Here is a 23,576-nt window from a genome sequence, read left to right on the forward strand (position 1 = left end):
ATGTTAAAACCATTACTAATTGAAATCGGTGTTGAAGAGCTTCCTGCGGTTCCTCTTTTAAAAGAGATGAAGAATATTGAAAAAAAATATGCCGATATTTTAGAAAAATATGCTCTCTTGAGTGAATTTGAATTTTATTATACGCCTCGTCGTTTGGTAATGTGGCACAGAGAATTTCCAATGCAGCAGGCTGACAGTGTAGAAGAATTTTTTGGTGCGCCTTTGGCAGTTGCCTACAAAGATGGCGTCCCTACCAAAGCGGCTGAGGGATTTGCCCGTAAATGCGGAGTTTCACTAGACGAACTCAGTACGGCAGAAAAAGGCGGTAAAGAGGTACTTTACTATAAAAAAGATGTTGCAGGAAAACCTTCGGCGGAACTCTTGCCAGAGATTATACATGCATGGCTCAAGTCGCTTGATTTTGGCAAATCTATGCGATGGGGCAGTTTGCATGAGAGTTTTATTCGTCCTGTACGATGGATAAATGTGCAACTGGATGATACGCTTGTTCCTATGCACATGTATGGTATAGATGCCGCCAAAACTACACGCGTGCATCGTATAGCAAATTTTAATCCTGTAGAAATAACAGGGACAAAAGAGTATTTTGAAACACTCAAAAATGGTGGTGTGACACTTTTTCAACAGACAAGAGAAGAAAAAATACTTGCCGACATTAAAACAATTGAAGATGAGAACAGTGTCAATGTTGAGATAGATGAAGATCTTTTTGCGGAAGTGGTTGCTATTACGGAAAATCCGACGGCGTTGTTAGGCTCGTTTGATGAAGCATTTTTACGATTGCCTCCTGAGGTTATTATCACTTCTATGAAAGAGCATCAGCGTTATTTTCCTGTATTCAAAGAGGGCAGACTTATCAATAAGTTTGTAGTTGTCTCCAATGCCCTGACAGATGATTTTTCTGAAGTAATAGCCGGAAATGAGCGTGTGCTTCGTCCTCGTTTGGCAGATGCGCTTTTCTTTTATGAAAATGACTTGAAAAACGGTTTGAGTACAAAAGGACTGGAAAAAGTTGCCTTTTTTAAAGGCTTGGGCAGTGTTGCGGACAAAATAAAGCGTGAAGAAAAAATTGCCAGTGCTTTATATGATATGTATCAGCCTGATGTAAAAAAAGAGGATTTGCAAAGAGCTATAGAGCTTGCAAAGGCCGATCTGATGAGTGAAATGGTGTATGAGTTTACAGAACTTCAGGGATTGATGGGCTACTACTATGCAAAAGAAGCAGGCGAAAACGAGGCTGTTGCCTTGGCTGTAAAAGAGCAGTATCTGCCTGAGGGTGAAGAGAGCGAACTCCCTTCTGCGCCTTTGAGTGCCATAGTGGCGATGAGCATCAAGCTTGATACACTGCTTGGACTTTTTTCTGTCAATGAAATCCCGACAGGTTCTCGAGACCCTTTTGCCTTGCGTCGTGCAGTCAACGGCATTATCCGTATTGTCAATGAGTACGGTTTTGAATTTGACATTGTTAAGACTTTAAAAGAGTTGTCCGCAAATTATGATGCAATTGATTTGGAAAAACTTGAAAACTTCATTATAGAGCGCATCAGAAGATACTATAAAGTCAATCCGTCTATTATTGAAGCGGTTTTAGCCTCCGGTGAGAGAGAACTCCTGGCACTCGGTAAAAAAATAGAAGCACTCAATACTTTGGTCAATTCGGAAGGTTTTGATGAAGTCTCATCTACTTTTAAACGTGTGGCAAATATCACGAAAGATATTGACCTAAATGCTGATTTACATGTAGATGAAAGCCTGTTTGAAGAAGAAGCTGAAAAAATACTATACAAAAGATACAAAGAAGTGATATCAAAAACTTATGAAAGCTATGAAGAAGAGTTGGATGCACTCCTTGGGCTTAAACCTGAATTGGATGCATTTTTTGACAATGTTATGGTCAATGCAGAAGATGAAAAGCTGAAAAACAACCGTAAAGCATTGGTCGCATCCATCTATAAAAGTATTCTGAAGATTGCCGACATTAAAGAAGTAAGTATATAATTCATTATATTAAAAACTTTTTGTAGTCGAACTTGGTGTGCAAAGCATATACCTGCTGTCTATGTGAAAAGTAAAACAATTGTATGATAAAATAGAGAACCAAGAACAAGGAAGTTAAAATGTCAATATTAAATCTCAAGACTATGACAACATCGCAAAAGTTTATGGCAATGGAAGAGCTTTGGGAAGATATGAGCAAAAACATAAATGATGAATCTCTGACACCACAGTGGCACAAAGCTGTATTACATGAAAGAGAAAAGCAAATTGTAAGTGGCGAAGTAGTATTTGAGAACTTTGATGATGCTAAACAAGATTTATTAAAAAAATTCTCATAAATGAATATACAAATATTAACTTCCGCGAAGATTGATATTTCTAGTGGTGCTGACTTTTATGAGTGCCAATCACAGGGATTGGGACAGTACTTTTTAAATACAATTTTTTCAGATATAGAATCATTGCGAATATATTGCGGAGTTCATATCAAAATTGAAAATTACTACCGTCTTTTATCAAAACGTTTCCCATATGCAATTTATTATAAATATGATAACAAAACAATCTATATTTATGCAGTTTTGGACACAAGAAGCAACTCTGTCTATGTTAATGAAAGACTTTCTTAAATGCTTTACAAAGAAAATACTCTGATAAAAAAAGGAGAAATCCCAGAGAAAGTTTTTCAAGAGACTGCAAAATATAAGCTTTTAGATGGATTTACATGTATGATATAGCCATTATCGGAGCCGGTATAAACGGCTGCTCTGTGGCGTATGAATTTATAAAAGAGGGTAAGCGTGTGCTTCTTTTGGACAAAGAAGGCATAGCAAGTGGAGGAAGCGGTGCTGCAGGTGCTTTTATATCTCCAAAATTTTCCAAAGCCGGCGAGCTTAAAGAGCTGCTTCAAGAAGCCTTTGTCTACTCTTATGATTTTTACGATAAAAATTTCCCTTTAACCTTCACAAAAGCACAGCTTGTTCACATTGCAAAAGAGGAAGCGGATGATGCAGGCTTGGATGTATATAAACAAAGTGCACCGCTGCCACTGCAAAACATTCCGCTTGATTTATACTCGCAATTGAGTGCAGAGGCAAAAAAAAGAGAGAGTGTTTCTATAGATGCCGGTGTCGTCGATGCCCAAAAAGTATGCAGTGATATGTCCTGCGGAGCGACATTTGTTCAAGAAAAAGCAGAGACACTGGTGTTTGATGATGAGTATTGGGTCATCAATGAAAGTTACAGCGCCAAAAATGTTGTGTTGGCAACAGGAGCATATGATATGCTCATCAAAGAGCCATACATCAAACTCCGTGGTGTTTGGGGACATCGCATAGATGTCACAACAACAACGCAAAACTGCTGTTCTGTGCATCAGCATGTCTCTATCTCCCCTTCAAAGAATGGAAAAATAGCCATAGGTGCCACACATAATGTGCATTATCATCCCGAAAAAAATCAAGAAGCGTACAACGCTGAGCAGGGCAGAGCAGAGCTGTTGAAAAAAGCTTCACAAACTATGCAGTTGGAAAATGTGAAAGTCATAAAAGATTATACGGGACTGCGTTCGGGTTCTTTTGATTATCTGCCGATGGTCGGTTCTTTGGTACTTTCAAGCGAAACACTGCTTACATGTAAAGGCTCTTTGCATACGAAAAAGCCTGATTATTCAGAGTATGTCTATTATCCAAACCTTTTTATGATAAATGGAAGCGGCGGATACGGTTTTGTCTTGGCACCGTATCTGGCAAAAATACTGACAGAGCATATACTGCACGGAAAAAATATCAGTGAGAGAATCAGCCCGGCAAGGTTTTTTGCGCGTTGGGCTAAAAAGAGATAATCAGAGAGATTAGATTTTTACGCGTTGCGGCGGGAGCGTTTTGAAAATTGCTTTGACTGCATTGGCACGGACCTCTCTTGCTTTTCCGCCGGCAAAAGGTGAAAGATAGTAGGCCCTCTCTATACACTCGTCCGGGTCATAATTGTTGTCATACATAAAGACCACGTTTTTATCGAGTTTGTTTACATGTAAAGAGAGTGCTCTGGCATAGGCGATGATGGCTTTGTGGTGTCTGTCGTATTTGTTTCCTATACCGAAAAAGACAAATTTTCCGCTGAGTCTGATGTTCGGTATATCAATATAGTTCAGCTGCTTGTCATATCGTGTAAGCTGAGAAGAGGTGATTTTGTCCAGGTCAGCATCAAACTCTTCCAAAATCGGCGTCGGTTCGATGTTTTCCCTGTTATAATTAAACAGATATCTGATCTGGACAAGCTTGCCTTTGTAGTGTTCTTTAAAGCCTGCGTTTAAAACATAGTCTTTTGGACTTTCATTCAGAGGGACAAATTCATCATACTTGTCAAATCCTTCTTCTTGCAAAAAACGGCTCATTTTATAACCGACTGGACTGACTTCAGGGTTATACAAAAAAACAGTTCCTGCGACAGTTTTGCGTTTTTTCTTAAGCATGTTTTCTAAATCATCAACGGTGATTTTTTCCTCTTCGTTCTCATTGATATACATATACTGTTCGACTAAATAGTCCATATCAAAGTTTGTTGAAAATTTTCCAAATACTTGCATTTATTATCCTCTGGCACTTATTAGGCGAATTATACTATAATTCTTTTCATGATTTATATAGCTTTTTTAATTTTCACTTTTTTAATATTACTGTTTGCTTTTTATCAATGGCAATATTTTATGATTTTTCGTCCTACATATATAAAAGAGAGGCGTTTGTGCCAAGACTGCTCCCTTTTAAGTGCGAAAATGGATGATGGTATAGAACTTGAGGGTGCTGTGTATGAGCCGAAAAATCCGAAAAGTACCCTGCTTATGTTTGTAGGTCGGAGTCATGACGGTGTGGCCCTTCTCAACAGGCTATCCCAGGTTTATCCAAAGTCACGAATAGTAGTCTTTAACTATCGTGGTTACGGTAAAAGCGAAGGTGTGGCAAATGAGAAAAATATTTTGCAAGACAGTCTGAAAATTGCAGAGTTGGTGCAGAAAAACTATGGTGATTTTTATCTTTTGGGCTACTCTTTAGGTTCAAGTGTTGCTGCGTATGTTGCTTCAAAACATAAAGTATCAGCACTCTTTTTGATAGGAGCCTTTGACTCCATAGGACAGCTTTTACGCCAAAAATATTCTAAAATTTCTTATATGGCAAAGCTTTTACGGTATAAGTTCAAAACGATGCACTATATTGAAAATGTAAAAGCCGATACTTATTTGTTTGTGAGTCGGGATGATGAACTTATTCCTTTGCAAAATTCCAGAAATTTAAAAAAGCATATAAAAAATTTAGTGCATTATGAAGAGTTCAAAGGACTTTCGCATACGGAACTGTTTTGGGATCCGCGTGTTACAAATAAAATCAATGAAGTTATCACATGAGTGCAGGTTTGTATCTGAAAAAATTTCTAACATTTTTTGTAGAACCGCTTGGCTTGATTGTTACACTGTTGGCAGTCGGGCTTTACATGTTACATGTAAAGAAGATTCGTTTTGCAAAAATACTGTTTTTTTCGGGCCTGTTTTTACTGTTACTTTTCTCCTATCCGCCTTTTGCAAACTTTTTGGTACAGAATCTGGAAAACCAGTACCCAAAATTTGATTATAAACAGCAGGTTAAATATATACATGTACTCGGCAACGGACATAATACGGATCCGTCTCAGCCACTCTCTTCCCAAATCAGCAGTACCGGCACAAAAAGAGTTTTAGAAGGAATACTCATACATAAAAAGATGCCGGAATCAAAATTGATTTTTACAGGATACGAGGGAGATACAAATACAACAAATGCAGCGATGAATGCAAAACTGGCACATGCTTTGGGTGTGGCATATAAAGATATGATTATAAACGGGAAGCCGGCAGATACAAAAGAAGAAGCAATTTTCACCAAAACACTTGTCACAGATAAGCCTTTTGTACTGGTAACCTCTGCCACACATATGCCACGGGCTATGCTGCTTTTTCGCTCACTCGGTATGCATCCCATAGCTGCACCGACAAATTATTACAAAAGTGAGTTCAGAGGGTATCTGCAGGTTCCCAAACCTGTTTATTTTTATATTTCAAGTATAGCAGTTCATGAATACCTGGGTATACTCTGGGCAAAAAGGAGTTTTTTCTGAATTGGTATTTTAGTGCCTCAAGAGTGGAAAAAATAGCAACAGTCGGCACTGAAGTACCGATTCCAAGAGAGTGTGCAGTTCTTCGGAATCCGTGCTTCAGTACGGCAGGAGTGGCATGAAAGCAAAAAAAACAGTCGGCACTCAAATTCGGAACTCGTACTTCAGTGCGGGCTTTGCGTCTTTCAAGATAAAAGAACTTATAAAAGCTTTTTCATCAACTCAATATGATAACTCTCCTGATAATTGATAAAATCAAAAAACCTGGCAAGCTCTTCATCTTTGATAGCATCACTTAACTCTTTGCACATAATTTTTGCAGCCTCTTCTTCGGCAATGCCGTCTTTGACAAACTCTTCCAAATCTTTGACGACATAGGTCATAGTGTGCAATTCTCTCGGAAGTGCTAAAATGCCTAATTTCGCCATCATGTTGCCAAATGACTTGAGATGAAAGTGTGACTCGTCAACCAAATCTTGAAAAACATTAAAATGCAGTACGTTTCTGGTTCGTGCCTGCATGTAGGCATAGACTAAGATAAGCTCATACTCTTTGTACGACTCTTCAAACAAAAAGAGTGTCAATGCGTCAATTTGCTCCTGAGAAAGGTTTTTGTCTCCCCATTTGCGCTGCATATTAAATGCGGTAACCTCTTGATTGTTTTTCTCATCTTTTAAAATTTGAGAAAGATACTCTAAGAGATAGGCGTCATCCGTTTTGATGCGTTCACCTAAAATGTTTTGTGGATAAAATGGCTGAGTCTCTTCTATTTGTTCTTTGAGCGCTGTAATGACTTCAAAAACTGTATTACGCTTATACAAGAGCATATCTCTGTCGTAATTATAATCCTCTCCTGTTTCCAAAGCCTCTTCGCCAAGCCATTTCATATGCCGAAAGGCAATTTGTGAAAAATCATACAAACGGGACTTGATTGTTTCATCGTTTATGGCAAATGAGGCAAAAAGTACAGCAAGCCAGAGTTCATGTTTTTTTTGGTATCTTTTATTCATTTTCTTTATCCTTCTGCACAGGTGCCGTCTCGCAACTCTCTTTCATCTTAAACAGATGCAGTTCTTCATCTGCGCCGTTCTTTCTGTTTTCAAAATTTTGAAGTGATGCCAAAAAGGCACTAAAAACAATCTCTGCACAGATAAGTTGCTGTGCTGAGAGTTTTCCTAGTTTTTCATGTATTTTTTCGACAGCAGTATTTGCGTAGTCCAAATCATTCTCTTTTATCATCTGCGTAAACATCGATCCGATAACTACGGTATCCTGACATCCGTTTGTTGCAAATTTTACATCTTTTATGATATTGTCATCAAGTTTTGTATAAAAGATGACATACTCTTTTGTTTTTTCATCCAGAGCCACACCCACTCCGTCGGCATCATCCATTTTTCCGTAATTTTTCGGATTCATCAGGTGTTCCAGGACTTCAGGGTTCAAGCCTTCTGGCATTTTTACATTTTCAAACATTTGTTTTCTCTTTTGAAATATTTATAATTTTTATAAGTGTAGCAAGAAAAGCATAAATTTACTCTTGAAATTCAATTTCTTCCATAACTTTTTCGGTAAAAAGGTAATCGCTCTTTTTGGCAATTTCATGACATTGGATGCAGGATTTGATCTTGCCTTCAAACCAGACATCTGTTCCTGTCTTGTCATAGACTCCGTACCACCAGTCACTGTTTTTTGTATCATACCCTTTATGCATTTTAACCATCACAACAAGACGTGCCAAATAGCTTCGTCTACTGTTTTTTTTATACAAAGGTTTTAAAATTACAGAGCCCTCGGGAAAGAACGACTGTTGTTCGATATACGGTTTTGTCGCAATCTCATTGGTATAAATATCGACTGCCGCATGGTGGTCATGTGAGTGCAGGAGTGCTTTGTTGATTTTATGCAGTTCTCTCCATTTAGGAAAAATAAAATCCTGCGATGCATCATTTTTAGTATACGCCGCAAAAATATTTGCAGTTATGAGCAGAAGGAGCAGGAGTAGATTATTCATCTTCCAAAGGTTCAAAAACATCTTTGGGTTCGCCGCAGTCCGGACATACCCAATCCTCAGGCAAATTTTCGAAGGGTGTGCCTGCAGGTATGCCATTCTCTTCATCACCCGCTTCAGGATCATAAATATAATCACATACGGTACATCTGTATTTTTGCATGAAATATCCTTCATATATAAAAATCAGTTATATCATATCATAAAAAGAGTCAATACAGAATTATGTCCTCTTAACAATGAGTTAATACGAAAGTGTTAGAATTAGCTATATTTTTTACAAGGTCTGGATGAACATGATACAAAAACTGGTTTTAGGTTTTCTTTTGCCTCTTTCGCTGCAAGCGATGAGTCTGCAGGAGACAATAGATGAGGCATTACAGCACAATAACTCTTTGAAAAAAATCTTTTTGGATAAAGAGGTTTCACAAAAAAGCAGGCGTATAAAGCAGGCACAGAACCTTGGTCGATTTGATGCTACACTCAATTATGACCATTACAACAATGCACGAACACTGGTGCCGTTAACACCAATGCAAATCGTTTCTTCTCCAACAGGTGCCTATGAGATGCCGACAACAAATGATTTGGTCTCTACGGGTATCTCTTACAATGTGACGCTTTTTGACGGATTTGCCAAACAAAACAGCTATAAAATATCGGATTTGGCATATAAAAACACTCTTTTTAAAATAAAACTTGCAAAAGCAGAGCTCATTTACAATGTAGAAAATATTTATCTCTCTCTTTTATCACTGCAGGAGCAGCTCAAAGCACAAAAAAAGTATATAGAGGCAAAAAAGAGTCTTTACATGTATATACAAAAAGCATATAAGCTTGGAGGAAAATCAAAACTTGACATGCTGGAGGCAAAAAATGCCTATGTGGAAGCAGTGGCAAATAAAAATAAGATAACCTCCAATATAGCAATTTTAAAAGCTTCTCTTTCGCAAATGATTGCCTCGGACAAATTTGACAAAGCAGAAGAGGTCAGTGTCACTTTTGAGGGCTTGCAAGAAGGCGAACCGGACCTTAAAAGCTTAAGCCGATTAAAAATTGCTGCACTAAAAAGCAATATAGCACAAAAAAGAGTCCGTACCGCAGAGGCACTGTACTATCCAAAGGTGGATTTCAGTGCATATTACGGCTACAGTATGGGGCCCAATGCAACGACAAATACTTTTGCTCAGACAGGTGTGACATATTTAAACAAAAATGACTTTAACAGTGAAAATGTATGGCAGATAGGTTTGCACCTGCAGTGGAATCTTTATGATTTCGGAGCAAAAAGTGCAGATGTGGCCAAAGAAAAGATTGCTCTGATGCAGTCAAAAATAGACAAAAGCATAACACGGTTGGAGTTGGAAAAAAATTTAAAAATTGCAAATTCCAAAATAGAAATCGCACAGGCAGACTATACAGCTTTGCAAAGTCAGTATGAACTTTTACAGGAGATAGAAAAAGCCCAGCAGATCAAGTATGAAAACAATGCCCTTTCTCTTGTGGATTTGTTGGATACACAGGCAAAAAAAGAGCTGGTCTATGCCCAAATGACAGAAGCAAAATACGGGTATCAAAAGGCGAAATACTATAAAGAATATCTTTTAGAAAAGGAAGTGAAGTAGATGAAAAAAACTGTATTAATTGTTTTTAGTGTTATTGTAATAGCAGGCGCAGGAATTTTTTTGAAAAAACAAAAAGAGCATGTGGCTGCTTTGCCTGCAGCAAAAGAGTATAGTAAAAGTGTAGAGACTACTGTAGCAAAGGAGAAAAATATTTCTCGTACGAGAGAGTTTTTGGCAGAGGTGTTTTCTTTGAAGCAGGCAGATATTGCTTCAAAATTTACAGCAAATATCAAAAAAATATATGTGCATGAAAATGACAAAGTAAAAAAAGGGGAACTTTTAGTGACGCTTGATGATAAGGATATTTTAGCAAATCTTGCATCACTCAAAGCACAGAAAAAAGCATTTATGCTTGATTTAAAAAATGCTCAGGATATTTTGCAAAGAAATAAAAAGCTTTATGCAATCGAAGCTGTTTCCAAAGAGATACTTGATGCTTCGAATGCAAAGTATCAGACAAAACGTTCAGCTGTCAAATCGACGGAGGCAAAAATAACACAAACAAAGGTACAGTTGAATTACCTGAATCTTGTAGCCCCTTTTGACGGTGTTATCGGCTCTAAACTCCTGGATGAAGGGTCCATCGCTCCGGCAGGAAAACCTGTTGTCACACTCAATACACAGAAGCAAAAGCTGACTTTTTCTTTTGCCCAAAATCAGATACCAATAGCCAAAGGACAAAAGGTTTACCTGCAAAAAAGCTTGATAGGAAGAGTCAGCAAGATTTATGATGATGCAAAAAATACTCTGCTCGTTGCCGAAGTCACACTGCAAAAACGCATAGATTTTGCAAACAAATCTTTTGTTCATATCAACGTTGAAATTGCAAATGCAAAGGGATGCAGTGTTCCTTTAAATGCACTTTTGCATACACAAGAGGGTGTATATGTAATGCAATACAAAGAAGGCAAATTTTCAAAGCTTGCCGTTGACCTGCTTTTGGAAGACAACAGAGCGGCTGTCGTATCTCCATGTCCAAAGTATAGAGTGGCTCTGGGTTCTGAAGCAAAACTTTCTATGCTTCCAGCCTATGGAAAGATAATAATCGACAAGGCGCAGACGCATGAAAAATAGTTTTTCCATAGTGGATTTTTTACTTTCAAGACCCTATTTTATTATTTCATTTTTGGCACTGTTTTTATTTTTGGGCCTTGTCGGGTACAACAAAATAGACAGAAAACTTTTTCCGGATTCCAATTATCCAACTGTAGCTGTGGTAATTGTAGAACCGGGAGAATCAGCGAAAGGTTTGGCGGCGAATGTTTCCATTCCTGTGGAAGAGGAGCTGTATACACTGGACAAAATAAGAAGAGTTTACTCAACAACCATTGATGAAGTGAGTGTGATTTCTGCCGAGTTTGAGTATACAAAAAATATTGACAGTGCTACAAGTGATGTCTCCAATGCGCTTGATAAAATCAGGGCCAAACTGCCTGCATCCATTTTAAATCCCCAGATTATAAAAATAACAGAAGCAACTGCCCCGATAGTGACATATGCAGTCAGTGCAAAAGAGGGAAATGTCTCTTTGGAAGATATCAGGCAAATTGTGCAAACACAGATAAAGCATAAGCTTATTAAAGTACAGGGTGTTGCCAATGTGGATGTATTTGGCGGCTATGAAAAAGAGATAGAGGTTATCGTCGATAAAGAAAAACTTGAGCGCTACAATCTTGATATAGCCCTGGTTGTTGCCAAATTACGGGCAAATGATAATGACTTTGCTATTGGATTTATTACAGGAAAAGACAAAAGATATCTTTTGCGGGCCCAGGGAAAACGTGATACTGTAGCCAATCTGAAAAAAGTCAGTATTACCAAAGAGATACAACTGCAAGATATCGCAAAAGTCTATTTTGGACATTATGACAACAGTGCCGAATACTATGGAAATTCAAAAAATGCTATCGCCATTGCTGTACAGAGAACCGGTAATGCTGATGTAATAAGAACAATCGCACGAGTAGAAAAAGAGATACAAAAACTGCAAAACAAATATAAAAATCTCTCTTTTGTAATTACCGATACGCAAAAAGACACTATAGTGCAAAGTACAAACAATATGTTTGAATCTTTGCGCGATGCCATCATTATGTCGACGCTTGTTGTTTTTTTCTTTTTGGCATCTTTTCGTCAAGTTTTGGTTGTTTTGGTTACCATTCCACTTGTTTATGCTACCACTATAGCCCTTATGTGGATTATGGATATAGAGTTTAATGTTGTCACGCTTACCGCCATTATATTGGCACTGGGACTTCTTTTGGATGATGCTGTAGTCGTGATGGAAAACATTGAAAGGCATTACAGAGAACTCCATGATGAGATACACAAAGCTGTCTATAACGGAACCAAAGAGATTATGTTTGCAGATTTGAGTGGAACGATCACAACGATGATAGCCCTCTCTCCTATGCTTTTTGTAGGAGGATATCCGCAGACAATTTTCCAACCGCTTGTAGCAACACTGCTTTTGGCACTGGCAGCTTCGTATGTAATATCTATAACGGCTGTGCCTCTGTTGTCACTGAAAATTCTTACCATCAAATCTCCTTTTGTTTTAAAGAGCGAAGCTTTTTTTGAAAAAATCACAGGAGGATTCAGCAGTGCAATCGCCGATTTTTTTGTGCGTGCCGTCTCTTTGGGTGCAAAGAAAAAAAGCATTGCATTGTTGTATGTGGTGGTACTTTTTCTGCTCTTTTTTACAAGTGTCAAAGGTGTTATGCCAACAGTCGGACAGGAACTGATGCCGCCTATGGATACAGGAGGAGTAAGAATCAGCATCACAGTGGATCCGAATCTGCCTATAGAAGCGAGTAAAAAAGTAGTAGAAGAGGCAAACAAAATCATAACAAAACAGGGAGAACTTTTGTATCTCTCAAGTGCCATTGGAAGCGAAGCGGGTGTTATGAGTATAGGAAGCGGCAGTTCTATAGACCACATCAGCATATCGGCAACCTATGTAGACAGATACAAAAGAAAAGAGAGTATCTGGCAGATAGAACGCAAACTGCGTGAAGCACTGAATAAAATAAAAAATGTAAACAGTGTGGATGTTGTAGATTATGGTGCAACAGCGATTGCGAGTCTTCGTGCAAATATTGATGTAACACTCTACAGCGATGATGTAACAAAACTGCAAAAGGCCGGTGACATTGTTGCGGATGCAATGCAACATACAGGCGGGGTCGTCAGTGTTTCAAGAACCTGGCTTGCGAGCAAAAGAGTTTATGAATTCAGTATAGACGAGAAAAAAGCTGCCTATTACGGTTTAAGCAACGAAGAGATAGCCAAACAACTCCAACTCTTTGTACGCGGGGCAAAAGCAGCCTCATTTTATCTGCAAAACAGTGCGGATTTTGGCATAAGAGTATGGGTAGACAAGAAAAAGAGAGAAAGTATTGAAGAGATTAAAGACTATCTTGTTACGACAAAAAGAGGAAAAATACCTTTGCGTGATATGGTAAAGATCACAATGGTGCAGGAGCCGTCTCTGATTACAAGAGAAGGATTGCAATATACTCTGAATGTGTACGGTTTTCGGGAAAAGGCGGCAATTTCTCATATAATGGCAAACTTTGATAAAGCCTTTGCGGGTAAAGTATTGCCCGATGGTGTGACAATGGAGCAGACGGGAGATATAAAACAGTTTAAAAACTCTGCAGGAAGAATGGTAGGGGCCATTGGTTTTGCAGTTATATTGATACTTTTTACCCTCATCGCCATGTTCAATTCTGTAAAAATTTCAATGATGATAGTCTTTTCGATACCGCTTACCATTATAGGGGCTTCGTGGATGATGCTTCTTATGCACTACCATACCTCTATGCCGGCAATGATGGGATTTATCCTCTTGAGTGGTATTATCGTCAACAATGCGATCCTTCTAATCCATTTTGCACTCGAAAAGATGAAAGAAGGATACAGTACTTTTGAAGCAATGGTTGAGAGTATCAAGATACGAACGCGGCCTGTTCTTATGACAGCGTTTGCAACTTCTGCCGGTATGCTGCCTGTCGCGCTTGGATCTGCCATTGGGTTGGAGCGTTTGGCACCGCTTGGAACGGTAGCGATTGGCGGTTTGATTGTAGGTACCTTTTTGACGCTGCTGTTTATACCGCTTGTATTTATCTGGAGCGTGAAACCGAAGGAAGTCTAGTATTTGATTTTTGCAAGATAAAGCCCGTTTGGAGGTGCCGGTTTGATTTTGTACTTTTGGGTGCAGTTGAGCTGTGCTTGTATTGCATCTTTAGTGAGTGTCAAAAGTGCACCGACCATCAGTCTGATTTGGCTGCGCAAAAATCCGTTGGCCTCAAAGTATAAAACAATGTAGTCTTTGTGCTGATAGGCAAAAGCTCTGTATATAATTCTTGTAGTAGATTTTACGTCACTGCCTGTTTTCATAAACTGTCTGAAATCATGCTCTCCGACAAAAAGAGCGATGTTTTGCTGTATCTGTTGCAGGTTTGCATCCTCTAAAAAAGTAACAAAATCACTTTCAAAAGGATTTTTCTGTTTTGTTTTAATGATGTAACGGTAGCTTCTTTTTTTTGCACTGTATCGTGCATGAAAATCATCCTTTACATGTATGATTCTTTTTACATGTAAAGCATCACAGAGCATTTTATTGAGAACTTTTTTGAGTTTTTCCATATCATCCCAGTAGGGCGGTAAATCTATATGACAGACCTGCATAGTAGCATGGACGCCTTTGTCAGTTCGCCCGCTTGCCACGACTTTCTGCTCAATTCCCAGTTTTTTCAAAACATTTTCAAGTTCGCCAAGGACTGTATCAGATGTCTCTTTTTGTGTTTGAGAACCAAAAAAATGAGTGCCGTTATAGGCTAAATGCAATGCTGCTCTCATGTGAATTAAAACTTATTGACGATAGTTTTTCTATAGATGGCATATGTTATTATCAGCCATGAAAGTGCAACAACAGGAATCGTATAGTATTGAAACATTTTTTCCAAACCTATTGTCATCCCATAAAATAAAACTATGCTTACAAAGAGATATAAATAGACTTTAGACTTCTGATGTCTTACCTGAACTATACCGATGCTTGCGATTAAAAAAAGTGTTATCATCGGAAAGAGACTCAGCAAGGTATCTTTAATGAAGATATGTTTTTTTCTCCCGGCATTCTCTTTTGAGAGCCAGTACTGCAAGGGTTGTTCATAGGTGGTCAAGTCTGCTTTGAGCGTATCGTTGATAAGCATCTCTTGGAAATTTATCTGAGAAAATTTTTCTTTTGAATAACTGTAACCCTCTCCATCCATTAACTGAAGACGTAAAATTCCCGAATCGTTAATAACTTTGGCTTTTTTTGCAGCAATGAGTATCTCTTCTTCCTGTTTTTTGTTAAACAAAAATACCTTGGAAAAGGTACCGTCTTCGTTTTTTGCTCCAATGTATAAAAGCCAGTCCCCAAAACTGTTTCCAAATTCACTAGCTGCAAGATTGAATTTTGCTTCACTCTTTTTATAGGAGAGGAAATTTTTTGACAAAGTAGTCGTATGGGGTGCAACAACCAGGAAGTTAAATGCCAGCAGCAGACTTAATATGAAAGCAGGTTTGAAAAAGGTTCTGATGATAAAACCCGGTGCAATGCCAAGTGAAAAAATAACGATTATTTCATTGTCATTTGAAAGTTTAAACAAAGAAAGTGTTGCTGCGACAAAAAATGTAATAGGCAGCGTATAAAAAAGAATTTCAGGCAGTATGAAAAGATACAGTTTGCCCATTTCCAAAATAGTCAGTTGAATAACCGCCGTATAGGTAGAGAGTTTAATTAAAAATATTACCGATGCTATGACAAACAACGGCAAAAATATGGACATAAAAAGAGCAGAAAAGTTACTCAGTATATATTTTTTTAATCTCAGCATTAGTAGTTTGCCTCGATGTATCTGAGTATTTGAGAATCATACACATAGACTATGAAAGTTGCAAGTGCCAAAAAAGGCACAAAGGGGACGCGTTGTTCCTCTTTTGATTTGTTAAGAAGCAAGAGCATAACCGGCAAAGCCAAGAGGGCTGAGAGAAAAATGGCAACAAGACCAAGTTTGACTCCCAAAAGTGCGCCCATTGCAGCCGCTACCATAATGTCGCCTTCTCCCATAGCTTCTATAAAAGGTGTCCTGTCATAGTGCCTGTTCCAGGATGTTTTCGTTTTTAGTCCGGCTCTAAATACAGATGATGTTAAGTAATAAGAAAGAGTAAAACGCAGGAGTGTAAAACCACCGGCAAAAAGGAGGGCGTTTTCCAGGTTAAGAACAAAACCTTGAATACTCCATGCGCCGAGTATGGCAAAGAAAATAGCCAAGAGGTTGAGTGAATCGGGTACCATTTTGTATCTGAAATCTATAACCGAAAGCGCTAAAAGCATCAAAAAACTCAAAGCTATGAAAAATGCCGGCAGATTCAGTCCGAATTTATTGGCAAGAATGACAAAAATAAAACCTGAGAGAAGTTCTATAAGCGGGTACTGCACAGAAATATGTGATTTGCAGTAGGCACATTTTCCTGCTAAAAAAATCCATGAAAAAAGCGGAATATTATGCCAGGGTTTGAGCTTTTCATTGCATGCAGGGCAGTGTGACGCATCAAAAACAACGCTTTCTCCCTTTGGTATGCGAAGAATGACAACATTTAAAAAAGAACCAAAAAGTATACCGAGTACAAAAGCTATGCCAAGTTCCATCATTTTAAACCACCAAATCGTCTTTCAATTTTTGTAAACTTTTGTAGAATTTTTTCTAATTCTTTACATGTAAAGTCCGGCCAGAGCGTATCTGTAAAAAAAAGCTCTGCATATGCCGACTGCCAAAGCAGAAAGTTTGAGAGTCTTTTGTCTCCTCCGGTACGAATGAGTATATCTACGGCTACTTTGCAGTCAAGCGCATTGTTAAGCATCTCCAGTGTGATGTTTTCATCCTGTTTTTTTAAAGAATTTATTGCACGAAGAATCTCGTCCTGCGAACCGTAGTTCAGGGCAAGACTCTGCACCAACCCGTCACAATGCGCCGTTTTTTCTTCTACCGTTTGTATGGTTTTTTGCAGTGATTTTGAAAAAGCACGAATGTCGCCGATAGCTTCAAACCTGACATTGTTTTGCAAGTAAGAAGGTAACTCGTCTTTGAGATATTTTTCTAAAAGTTTCATTAAAAACTCAACTTCGAGACGTGGTCTTTTCCAGTTTTCCGTTGAAAAGGCATAAAGTGTCAGGCGTTCTATATCTTCATCATTTGAACAATAGGTTGTGATTGCTTTGACGACTTTTGCACCTGCTTCATGCCCTTTGACTCTTTTTTTGCCCTGTTGCTCTGCCCATCGTCCATTTCCGTCCATTATGATGGCTATATGTCTGGCCTTGTTCATCATCTATTCTTGCAGCTCTTTTGCATTTTTGATTATTTCAAAAGATACATGCAGTTTGTCCGCTTTTGGTATGTGCACATTTTTTTGTGGTGTAATAAAGTCTATTTCATTTTCGTCACTGCCAAAGCTTGAGGCATTTTGTAAAACATTGAGACAGACCGCGTCAAGTTTTTTCTCCTGTAACATCTTTTTTGCATTTTTTTCGGCTTTTTCTTTGTCCATTTCTGCTTTAAAACCTATGACTGTAATGCCTTCTTTTTCAATTGTACTTAAAATGTCAATATTTTTTTTCAGACTCAGTTCCCACTTTTCACCCAAATCCTCTTTTTTAAGTTTGGTATTTTGAGGAAATTCAGGAACATAGTCACTCACCGCCGCTGCCATAAAGAGATAGGGCTTTTTTTGAATAAGATGAATATGCTCGTCACGTATGAGTGTCGCTTTTGAAAGCTTGCCTTTTTTTGCAATGCGTATGGAATCGACAAGATACTCAAGCATCTCCTGTGTGTCTTCTACGTCTATTTTATGCATATTGACAGGCAGGTCACGGTCAAATTTTGTGGCGATGAGATTAACATCTGCCCCTTTTAAATAGAGTGCAGTTGCCAAAGCCGATGCCATTTTTCCGCTTGAAAAGTTTGAGATGTAGCGTACTTCATCAATCTTTTCAATCGTGCCTCCGCCGGTTACTATCACCCGTCTGTGTTCCCAAAACTCCTCTTTTAAAAGTTCACGGCAGGTTTGATAAAAAATATCCAAAGGATCGGCCATAGCGCCGTCACCGACAGTCTTGCAGGCCAACTCTTTTGTCTGCGTCTCTAAAATAGTATAGTTTGCAATGCCGAGCATCTTCAAATTTGCCTGAGTGATTGGATTTTGGAGCATATTTGTATTTGCCGAGGGTGCCAAAATTTTCATACCGCTAAAAGCAAGCGCGCATTGCAGCAGCATATTGTCTGCAATGGCATTGGCAAGTTTGGCGATGGTGTTTGCCGTTGCAGGAGCAATGACCATGATGTCTGCCCATTGGGTGATTTTAATGTGGTTATGCTCATTTGCCCAGGACTCGTTTGTGTCATCAAGGACCTGATTTGAAGTGAGGGTTTCAAAAGTGAGCGGAGTTATAAATTTTTTTGCACTCTCACTCATAACAACCTTTACCTCTGCTCCGGCTTTAATGAATTCCCTGACGAGTTCGAGTGTTTTGTACACAGCAATAGAGCCGGTTACACCAAGGAGAATTTTTTTATCTTTGATTAAATTTGTTGGAATATTCATTCAAAATCTCTTCATTATATTTTCTAGTATTTTATCTAAAAATACTTAGAAATACTAAAGGAACTTAATGATTAAGCTGTTTGGTTGTATACTTTAGTATGCAATACATGTAAAGGAGCTTTCATGAACCATAACGAACAGATGAAAAAGTATTACGAAAGGTGTGACATTGACCTTATCAAGGGGCATTTAAAAGAACTGCTGACTGCGGCAAAGAAAGAGATAAAGCAAATTCAGGTTGAAGAGATTGACTTGGAAAATATGGTTTTGATTGATGTGCGGGAATCTGACGAGTTTGCAAGCGGTGTCATCCCTGCTAAAACTGTTTTTACCATTCCTCGGGGGAAGTTGGAATTCGCCGTTGATGACAAACTTGTTGATTTAAGTGATCATCAAATAGTCTGTTATTGTCTCAAAGGGGCTAGAGGTCTGATGGCTGCAAAAACCCTCAAAGATTTGGGTTTTAGCAATGTTGTCAATCTCGAAGGCGGTATTTCAAGTTGGGTAAATGCGCATAAACCGATAAAAAACTATCTCGGATATTTTATTCTTGAGACAAACTAAAGTTTTTTTATAAAAACGACTTTGAGGTAATTAGCCTCTTGAAATTTTTCTGCCACGCGAAAATCTTTTGGAAGAGAGTAGCGTTTTAGCACTTTGTATTTTATTTTTACATCTTTGAAAGCTTTATCTATGAATCTGCCAAAAGTCATCATACTGAAATTGGCAGCATTGGTGGAAGCTACGATAATACCGCCTTTTTTTGTGATTTGTATCACCTCTTTGAGGAGTTTTACATAATCTCTGTTGGCACTGAATGTGTGTTTTTTTGAACGTGCAAAACTCGGCGGATCAACGACAACCATATCAAAAAGCAGTTTTTTTCTCACGGCATATTTAAAGTATAAAAAGACATCTTCAACAATGATATTCTGATTTTTCAAATCAATGTTGTTGATGGAAAACTGTTCTTGTGTTTTTGGTAAACTTCGTTTTGCCAAGTCAACGCTTGTCGTGCTTTTTGCACCGCCAAGGGCTGCAAATACTGAAAAAGCGCCCGTGTAGGAAAAAGTATTTAAAACGGTTTTTCCTTTTGCATATTTGTCACGAATGGCTTTTCTGACCTCTCTCTGGTCTAAAAAAACTCCCACCATTGCCCCATCATCCAAATAAACGGCAAAATTTGCCCCGTTTTCCTTTACATGTAAAGGCTGTGGTGCTTTTTGCCCAGATACAAAGTCACTTTTGTCATCGAGATACATGCCTTTTGTATTAAAGCGTTTTTTCTGATAGATTCCTTTAAAGTCGATACTCTGTTTAAAAGCTTCGAGTATACTCTCTTTGAATGTATAAATACCGATGCTGTACCACGTAAAGAGATAATAGCCTTCAAAATAATCAATACTCAAGCCGCCGATGCCATCGCCCTCACCGTTAAAAACCCGAAAGGCAGTTGTTTGCGTGTCGGCAAAGAAATCTTTTCTGTAGGAGAGTGCCTCTTTGATTTTTCTTTTGAAAAATTCGCTGTCTATGGTTTCATCTTCTTTTTGTGAAAGAACCCAGCCATGTCCTTTGTTCTGTAATCCGTAGTAACCTTTTGCAATGAATCTCTTTTTTTTGTCATACAAGTGAAGCAGACTGCCTTCTTCTTCGAGTTTATGCCAATCTTCAAAATACTCTTTCATAAGCAGAGGATAACCGTTTTGTATCTGCTGTGTAAATTCAGGTTTGAGTATCAGGTCTATTTCATTGTGCATTTTTTTCTCTCAAGTTTGTCATATAGGTTCAGCATATTGGTATAGTCTTTATGCAGCGTTGTTTCTATTAAAAAGTCTGTATTATTGAGAATACCCAAAGATTTTACTACTTTTTCTTTGGAAAACACCTCATATAAAGCTTCTTTGTACTCTTCATAATCAAGTTGCATCTCCTGCATTCGAGCAAGTTCTACTACGAGATGACCGAGTTTGTTTGTCCCGTATTCCAACAACTCCAGTGCCTCGTCATACTCACCCAGGCGCAATAAAATCTGTGCTTTAAATTCAGCCATTGTAAAATTTTTCACAAAGATGACACCGATGTATTTTTCCATATTGAGTGAGTCTTCCAATGATTCAATCTCAAGCATAATTTCCTGCGGGTCATATTTTGTAAAATTGAGTACCATATCACGGATAAGTTTGCCGTTGTTTTTGTTGTTATATATCAAATCCTCTATGGGATAAACTTCTGAAATACCGGGAACAATGATTTGACAGGAGTAAAAATCGAGGTAATCATATTCTCTGATGTAAAATTCTTTCTCCATATCTTGAAGAATCTTTGTAAGATAGTTATATTCATCTTGCGTGGAGTTTCCTTTATACGAAAAAGGAGAATACCCAAAACTCTTTTTGGCACTCAAAAAAGGAAATCCGAGTTTGCCGTTGGAGTCTATAAAGTGTGATTCAAGGTTAAAACTGTCTGAGACAAGACTCATGTCAAAAGTAGGCACTTCAAAACTGTCAAGATTTTCAAGAGAACGTCCCTGCATAAGCTCGGTCATTGTGCGTTCAAGTGAGACTTCAAGAATAGGATGTGCTCCAAAAGAGACAAAAAGTGTAGCATTCTTCGGATCTATCAATGAAATGGCAGTGACGGGAAACTGTCCGCCCAAAGAAGCATCCAACACTTCGACCTTATAGCCGAGTTTTTGCAATGCCTGTACATCTTCATAGACTTTTGGAAAACTTGTAACAACGTCATCAGGAAATTTCGGCAAAGCATAGCCGTTTTTAATGATAGTGATTTTTGCATAGCGTTCAAAAATCTCACTCAGAGCCTGCACCTTTGCTTCCAAAGGGGTGTTTCCCGTCGCCAAACCGTTGCTCACGTAGAGATTGCTTAAAATATTAAGCGGAATGGCAACACGCTCTTGTGTGGATTGTTTGACAAAAGGAAGTGCGACAATTTTGTCTTCATAGTCGCTGTTGAAATCCACCAAATCTTCAGCTGAGAGATTGTTCTCAGGGTTGTACACTGCCATAAGTTCATCGCTGAGATACGCTTCATCAAAAGAAAAAACAACTTCATCAGGATAATATTTTCTCTTTGGCAAATGAAAATCTATAAAAAAGTTGTTTGTCTGCAGACGCTCAATATATTCACCCAAAGCACTTGCCACAGAAGCATCGCTGAGTACACCTTTACCGTTGGAATAAATATGTCCGGGTGCTTCTTTTGAGCTGAGATTCACCGAATAACAGTGAGTGAGGGGATTTTTGTGTTCTTGAAAAACCGTTTCGCATCCGACATCAGACAAAACAGCCTTCATCGAAGATATAGAGCTTTGAAGCGGAGCTTCTTTTGATAAAAAATTCATTAAATATTTTTTCCTGCATTGTTTTTATTGAGTAAAGTTGGCAATCATCATTCCTAATCTTTATTTGTTAGCATTTAAGCACAGTTTGTTTTGTAATCTAAAAAAAGACTCTCTACCGGTATATGTAACTGTTTATGTAAATTTCTAATCATCTCAATAGTGAGTTTCCTTTTTTTATTTAAAATTTCAGATACTCTTGATTTGCTTCCAATTATAGAGACTAAATCTTTTTGTTTTAATCCCTCTTGCTCCATTCTGAACTTTATTGCTTCTATTGGGTCAGGTGCTTCTATTTTATAGTGTTGCTCTTCGTAAGCCTCTACTAAAGTTGTTAGAACCTCTAACTCATCCATCTGAGATGTATTTGGTTTAGCATTCATTAAAGTTTCAATTCTTTGAAGTGCTTCGTTGTAGTTTTGTTCATTTTTAATCGGCTTGATATTCATCTTATAAATCCTCCATATTAATTTTATCGTACTGTTTATGTGTTTCAATAAATTTTATAAAAACAATTTTTGCATAATAGTTTATTGAAACTATCAATCTATACTTATTCCCAGCAATATTGAAAACAACTTTTTCATTTCCGATAATACTGGCATTTCGATACATCTCTTTAACTTCATTGGGATTGTTCCAGTGAAGTTTTAAGACCTCTTTATGCCAAGCTTCTAAAGAACTCTTAGAATCTGCATATTTTGACTGTTCATAAAAATCTTTTAGTTTTTTCTTTGAAATTATTCTCATAGATGGATTGTAACACAGTTCCCGTTTATAGAACTTAAATTATATACAAGATAAAATTTTTAGTGGTTTGTTCGGAGTTCAGCTTCGTTTTGTTATATTTTACACCTTAGATATTTAATTATAGGGGGTGTAATTCGTAATTTTTTGGTGTATCTTTGCTTCTTTGATGAGCTTTTTTTGTATCTCATTCTCCATAGTGTGACCACATTCTTAAAACTCTTACTATTTTATCAAGTTCTTTTACTTCATAAACTAACCTGTGCTATGATGGATAGGCTCATTCATACTTCACACAAAATTGAGCTTCTCTGATTTGTTATCATTCTTTTAATAGTCAAACATTTCTACTAAAAGTTGTGCTATAACCTTTTGTGTTTTAGTGTCTACTCTTCCTAATATTTTAACTATTCTTGACTTATCAATAGTTCTTATTTGATCTAACAATACTAAACCATTTTTAGCTTCAAATTTTATCTTTGGTCTAAATATAAAATCAAAACCTTTACTCGTCATAGGTGCTACAATAACCGTTTTTAGCATACTCATTTCATCTGGAGATATAATAATACACGGCCTTGTTTTTTGTATTTCTGAGCCTACTGTTGGATTTAGTTTAACTAAAACTATATCAAATCTTTTAATATTTTTTACCATTCGTAATCTTCTAAATCACTGTCATTGAGCATATCATTTAAAATTGCTTCATCTTGAATGTTTTTATTTTTTAATAAAACTTCTTGAATGTTTTTTTGCCATTTTTCTCTATTCTTTATTTCTATAGGTTTAATCAACAAACCATCTTTAACAACTTCAAAATCAAGCTGTTTGTTTTCAAGCTGTGCTTGAGCAATGATTGGCTTGGGGATTCTTACACCTTGTGAGTTTCCTATTTTTGTAAGCATTGTCATTTAATAACTCCAAATATATTTGATATGTAATTATATTGTAATAACACTGAAATTGTCAAGTCTTAGAGAGTGATTTTATGATAACGGTCGACTTCAGCGAC

Annotated in this window: 25 protein-coding genes; 9 read left to right on the plus strand and 16 right to left on the minus strand. The window is 37.7% G+C overall.

The features are described 5' to 3' along the window. The 3 genes from glyS (at position 1) to MLC35_RS05460 (ending at position 3,862) form a co-directional block, all read left to right on the plus strand. Positions 1-2,019: a glycine--tRNA ligase subunit beta gene (gene glyS, locus MLC35_RS05450; RefSeq protein ID WP_434581574.1), complete on the plus strand. Its 2,019-nt coding sequence runs from the start codon at positions 1-3 to the stop codon at positions 2,017-2,019. A gap of 119 nt (positions 2,020-2,138) precedes the next feature. Further along, positions 2,139-2,357, plus strand: coding sequence for an addiction module protein (locus MLC35_RS05455; protein WP_434581575.1), 219 nt, complete (start codon positions 2,139-2,141; stop codon positions 2,355-2,357). Between the two features lie 386 nt (positions 2,358-2,743). After that, positions 2,744-3,862 (plus strand): NAD(P)/FAD-dependent oxidoreductase, encoded by a 1,119-nt coding sequence (locus MLC35_RS05460; protein ID WP_434638233.1) that lies wholly within the window; start codon positions 2,744-2,746, stop codon positions 3,860-3,862. Between the two features lie 9 nt (positions 3,863-3,871). Here MLC35_RS05460 and MLC35_RS05465 read toward each other — a convergent pair whose 3' ends face one another. After that, positions 3,872-4,606 (minus strand): hypothetical protein, encoded by a 735-nt coding sequence (locus MLC35_RS05465; protein WP_434581577.1) that lies wholly within the window; start codon positions 4,604-4,606, stop codon positions 3,872-3,874. A gap of 120 nt (positions 4,607-4,726) precedes the next feature. Here MLC35_RS05465 and MLC35_RS05470 point away from each other — a divergent pair, with 120 nt between their 5' ends. Then, a complete protein-coding gene (locus tag MLC35_RS05470; RefSeq protein ID WP_434581578.1) occupies positions 4,727-5,422 on the plus strand; it encodes an alpha/beta hydrolase in 696 nt (231 codons plus the stop codon). After that, on the plus strand, positions 5,419-6,168 hold the full coding sequence (locus tag MLC35_RS05475) for an ElyC/SanA/YdcF family protein (RefSeq protein WP_434581579.1): 750 nt from the start codon (positions 5,419-5,421) through the stop codon (positions 6,166-6,168). The genes MLC35_RS05470 and MLC35_RS05475 overlap by 4 nt, the downstream gene beginning before the upstream one ends. 197 nt (positions 6,169-6,365) lie before the next feature. Here MLC35_RS05475 and MLC35_RS05480 read toward each other — a convergent pair whose 3' ends face one another. Genes MLC35_RS05480 through rd form a run of 4 tightly spaced genes read right to left on the minus strand, consistent with a single transcriptional unit; the run spans position 6,366 to position 8,339 of the window. Further along, positions 6,366-7,175: an iron-binding protein gene (locus tag MLC35_RS05480; RefSeq protein WP_434638235.1), complete on the minus strand. Its 810-nt coding sequence runs from the start codon at positions 7,173-7,175 to the stop codon at positions 6,366-6,368. Beyond that, positions 7,168-7,641, minus strand: a complete 474-nt coding sequence (locus MLC35_RS05485; RefSeq protein WP_434638237.1) for an iron-sulfur cluster assembly scaffold protein — start codon at positions 7,639-7,641, stop codon at positions 7,168-7,170. Before MLC35_RS05485 ends, MLC35_RS05480 begins: the two co-directional genes overlap by 8 nt. Positions 7,642-7,699: 58 nt before the next feature. Beyond that, positions 7,700-8,179, minus strand: a complete 480-nt coding sequence (locus MLC35_RS05490; RefSeq protein WP_346388689.1) for a cytochrome P460 family protein — start codon at positions 8,177-8,179, stop codon at positions 7,700-7,702. Further along, positions 8,172-8,339, minus strand: coding sequence for a rubredoxin (rd, locus tag MLC35_RS05495; RefSeq protein ID WP_346388690.1), 168 nt, complete (start codon positions 8,337-8,339; stop codon positions 8,172-8,174). The genes MLC35_RS05490 and rd overlap by 8 nt, the downstream gene beginning before the upstream one ends. Positions 8,340-8,472: 133 nt before the next feature. On the opposite strand from rd, the gene MLC35_RS05500 reads away from it, so the two are divergent. Genes MLC35_RS05500 through MLC35_RS05510 form a run of 3 tightly spaced genes read left to right on the plus strand, consistent with a single transcriptional unit; the run spans position 8,473 to position 13,957 of the window. Continuing rightward, positions 8,473-9,801, plus strand: a complete 1,329-nt coding sequence (locus MLC35_RS05500; protein ID WP_434638240.1) for a TolC family protein — start codon at positions 8,473-8,475, stop codon at positions 9,799-9,801. Beyond that, on the plus strand, positions 9,802-10,875 hold the full coding sequence (locus MLC35_RS05505) for an efflux RND transporter periplasmic adaptor subunit (RefSeq protein ID WP_434638242.1): 1,074 nt from the start codon (positions 9,802-9,804) through the stop codon (positions 10,873-10,875). Further along, entirely contained in the window at positions 10,865-13,957 is a 3,093-nt protein-coding gene (locus MLC35_RS05510) for an efflux RND transporter permease subunit (RefSeq protein WP_434638244.1), read from the plus strand. The genes MLC35_RS05505 and MLC35_RS05510 overlap by 11 nt, the downstream gene beginning before the upstream one ends. On the opposite strand, the gene truA is transcribed toward MLC35_RS05510, so the two are convergent. Genes truA through coaBC form a run of 5 tightly spaced genes read right to left on the minus strand, consistent with a single transcriptional unit; the run spans position 13,954 to position 18,459 of the window. After that, a complete protein-coding gene (gene truA / locus MLC35_RS05515) occupies positions 13,954-14,664 on the minus strand; it encodes a tRNA pseudouridine(38-40) synthase TruA (protein ID WP_434581584.1) in 711 nt (236 codons plus the stop codon). The genes MLC35_RS05510 and truA overlap by 4 nt on opposite strands. A gap of 5 nt (positions 14,665-14,669) precedes the next feature. Next, complete coding sequence (locus MLC35_RS05520; RefSeq protein WP_151900437.1) at positions 14,670-15,689, minus strand: LptF/LptG family permease; 1,020 nt, start codon at positions 15,687-15,689, stop codon at positions 14,670-14,672. Then, the gene (locus MLC35_RS05525; protein WP_434638300.1) at positions 15,689-16,504 is read right to left on the minus strand and encodes a prepilin peptidase; all 816 of its coding nucleotides are present in this window, start codon (positions 16,502-16,504) and stop codon (positions 15,689-15,691) included. The genes MLC35_RS05520 and MLC35_RS05525 overlap by 1 nt, the downstream gene beginning before the upstream one ends. Beyond that, positions 16,504-17,181: a di-trans,poly-cis-decaprenylcistransferase gene (locus tag MLC35_RS05530; protein WP_346389030.1), complete on the minus strand. Its 678-nt coding sequence runs from the start codon at positions 17,179-17,181 to the stop codon at positions 16,504-16,506. The genes MLC35_RS05525 and MLC35_RS05530 overlap by 1 nt, the downstream gene beginning before the upstream one ends. 3 nt (positions 17,182-17,184) lie before the next feature. Continuing rightward, positions 17,185-18,459: a bifunctional phosphopantothenoylcysteine decarboxylase/phosphopantothenate--cysteine ligase CoaBC gene (coaBC, locus tag MLC35_RS05535; protein WP_434581586.1), complete on the minus strand. Its 1,275-nt coding sequence runs from the start codon at positions 18,457-18,459 to the stop codon at positions 17,185-17,187. Between the two features lie 123 nt (positions 18,460-18,582). Between coaBC and MLC35_RS05540 the strand changes: the two genes are divergently transcribed. After that, positions 18,583-19,023 (plus strand): rhodanese-like domain-containing protein, encoded by a 441-nt coding sequence (locus tag MLC35_RS05540; RefSeq protein WP_346388695.1) that lies wholly within the window; start codon positions 18,583-18,585, stop codon positions 19,021-19,023. Here the strand turns inward: MLC35_RS05540 and MLC35_RS05545 are convergent. The 6 genes from MLC35_RS05545 to MLC35_RS05570 form a co-directional block, all read right to left on the minus strand. After that, entirely contained in the window at positions 19,020-20,216 is a 1,197-nt protein-coding gene (locus MLC35_RS05545) for a class I SAM-dependent rRNA methyltransferase (RefSeq protein WP_434581588.1), read from the minus strand. The two genes, MLC35_RS05540 and MLC35_RS05545, sit on opposite strands and share 4 nt — an antisense overlap. Beyond that, positions 20,201-21,820 (minus strand): YcaO-like family protein, encoded by a 1,620-nt coding sequence (locus MLC35_RS05550; RefSeq protein ID WP_434581589.1) that lies wholly within the window; start codon positions 21,818-21,820, stop codon positions 20,201-20,203. Before MLC35_RS05550 ends, MLC35_RS05545 begins: the two co-directional genes overlap by 16 nt. 74 nt (positions 21,821-21,894) lie before the next feature. Next, a complete protein-coding gene (locus MLC35_RS05555; protein ID WP_418641346.1) occupies positions 21,895-22,266 on the minus strand; it encodes a helix-turn-helix domain-containing protein in 372 nt (123 codons plus the stop codon). A gap of 1 nt (position 22,267) precedes the next feature. Then, positions 22,268-22,567 carry a type II toxin-antitoxin system HigB family toxin gene (locus MLC35_RS05560; RefSeq protein ID WP_434638246.1) on the minus strand — a complete coding sequence of 100 codons (300 nt, stop codon included), beginning with the start codon at positions 22,565-22,567 and terminating at the stop codon, positions 22,268-22,270. A gap of 327 nt (positions 22,568-22,894) precedes the next feature. After that, positions 22,895-23,221 carry a type II toxin-antitoxin system PemK/MazF family toxin gene (locus MLC35_RS05565; RefSeq protein WP_151900429.1) on the minus strand — a complete coding sequence of 109 codons (327 nt, stop codon included), beginning with the start codon at positions 23,219-23,221 and terminating at the stop codon, positions 22,895-22,897. Continuing rightward, positions 23,215-23,475, minus strand: a complete 261-nt coding sequence (locus MLC35_RS05570) for an AbrB/MazE/SpoVT family DNA-binding domain-containing protein (protein WP_434638249.1) — start codon at positions 23,473-23,475, stop codon at positions 23,215-23,217. The genes MLC35_RS05565 and MLC35_RS05570 overlap by 7 nt, the downstream gene beginning before the upstream one ends. Positions 23,476-23,576 lie beyond the last annotated feature (101 nt).

It is taken from the genome of Sulfurimonas sp. NW7 (assembly GCF_051132265.1).
Taxonomy (GTDB): domain Bacteria; phylum Campylobacterota; class Campylobacteria; order Campylobacterales; family Sulfurimonadaceae; genus Sulfurimonas; species Sulfurimonas hydrogeniphila.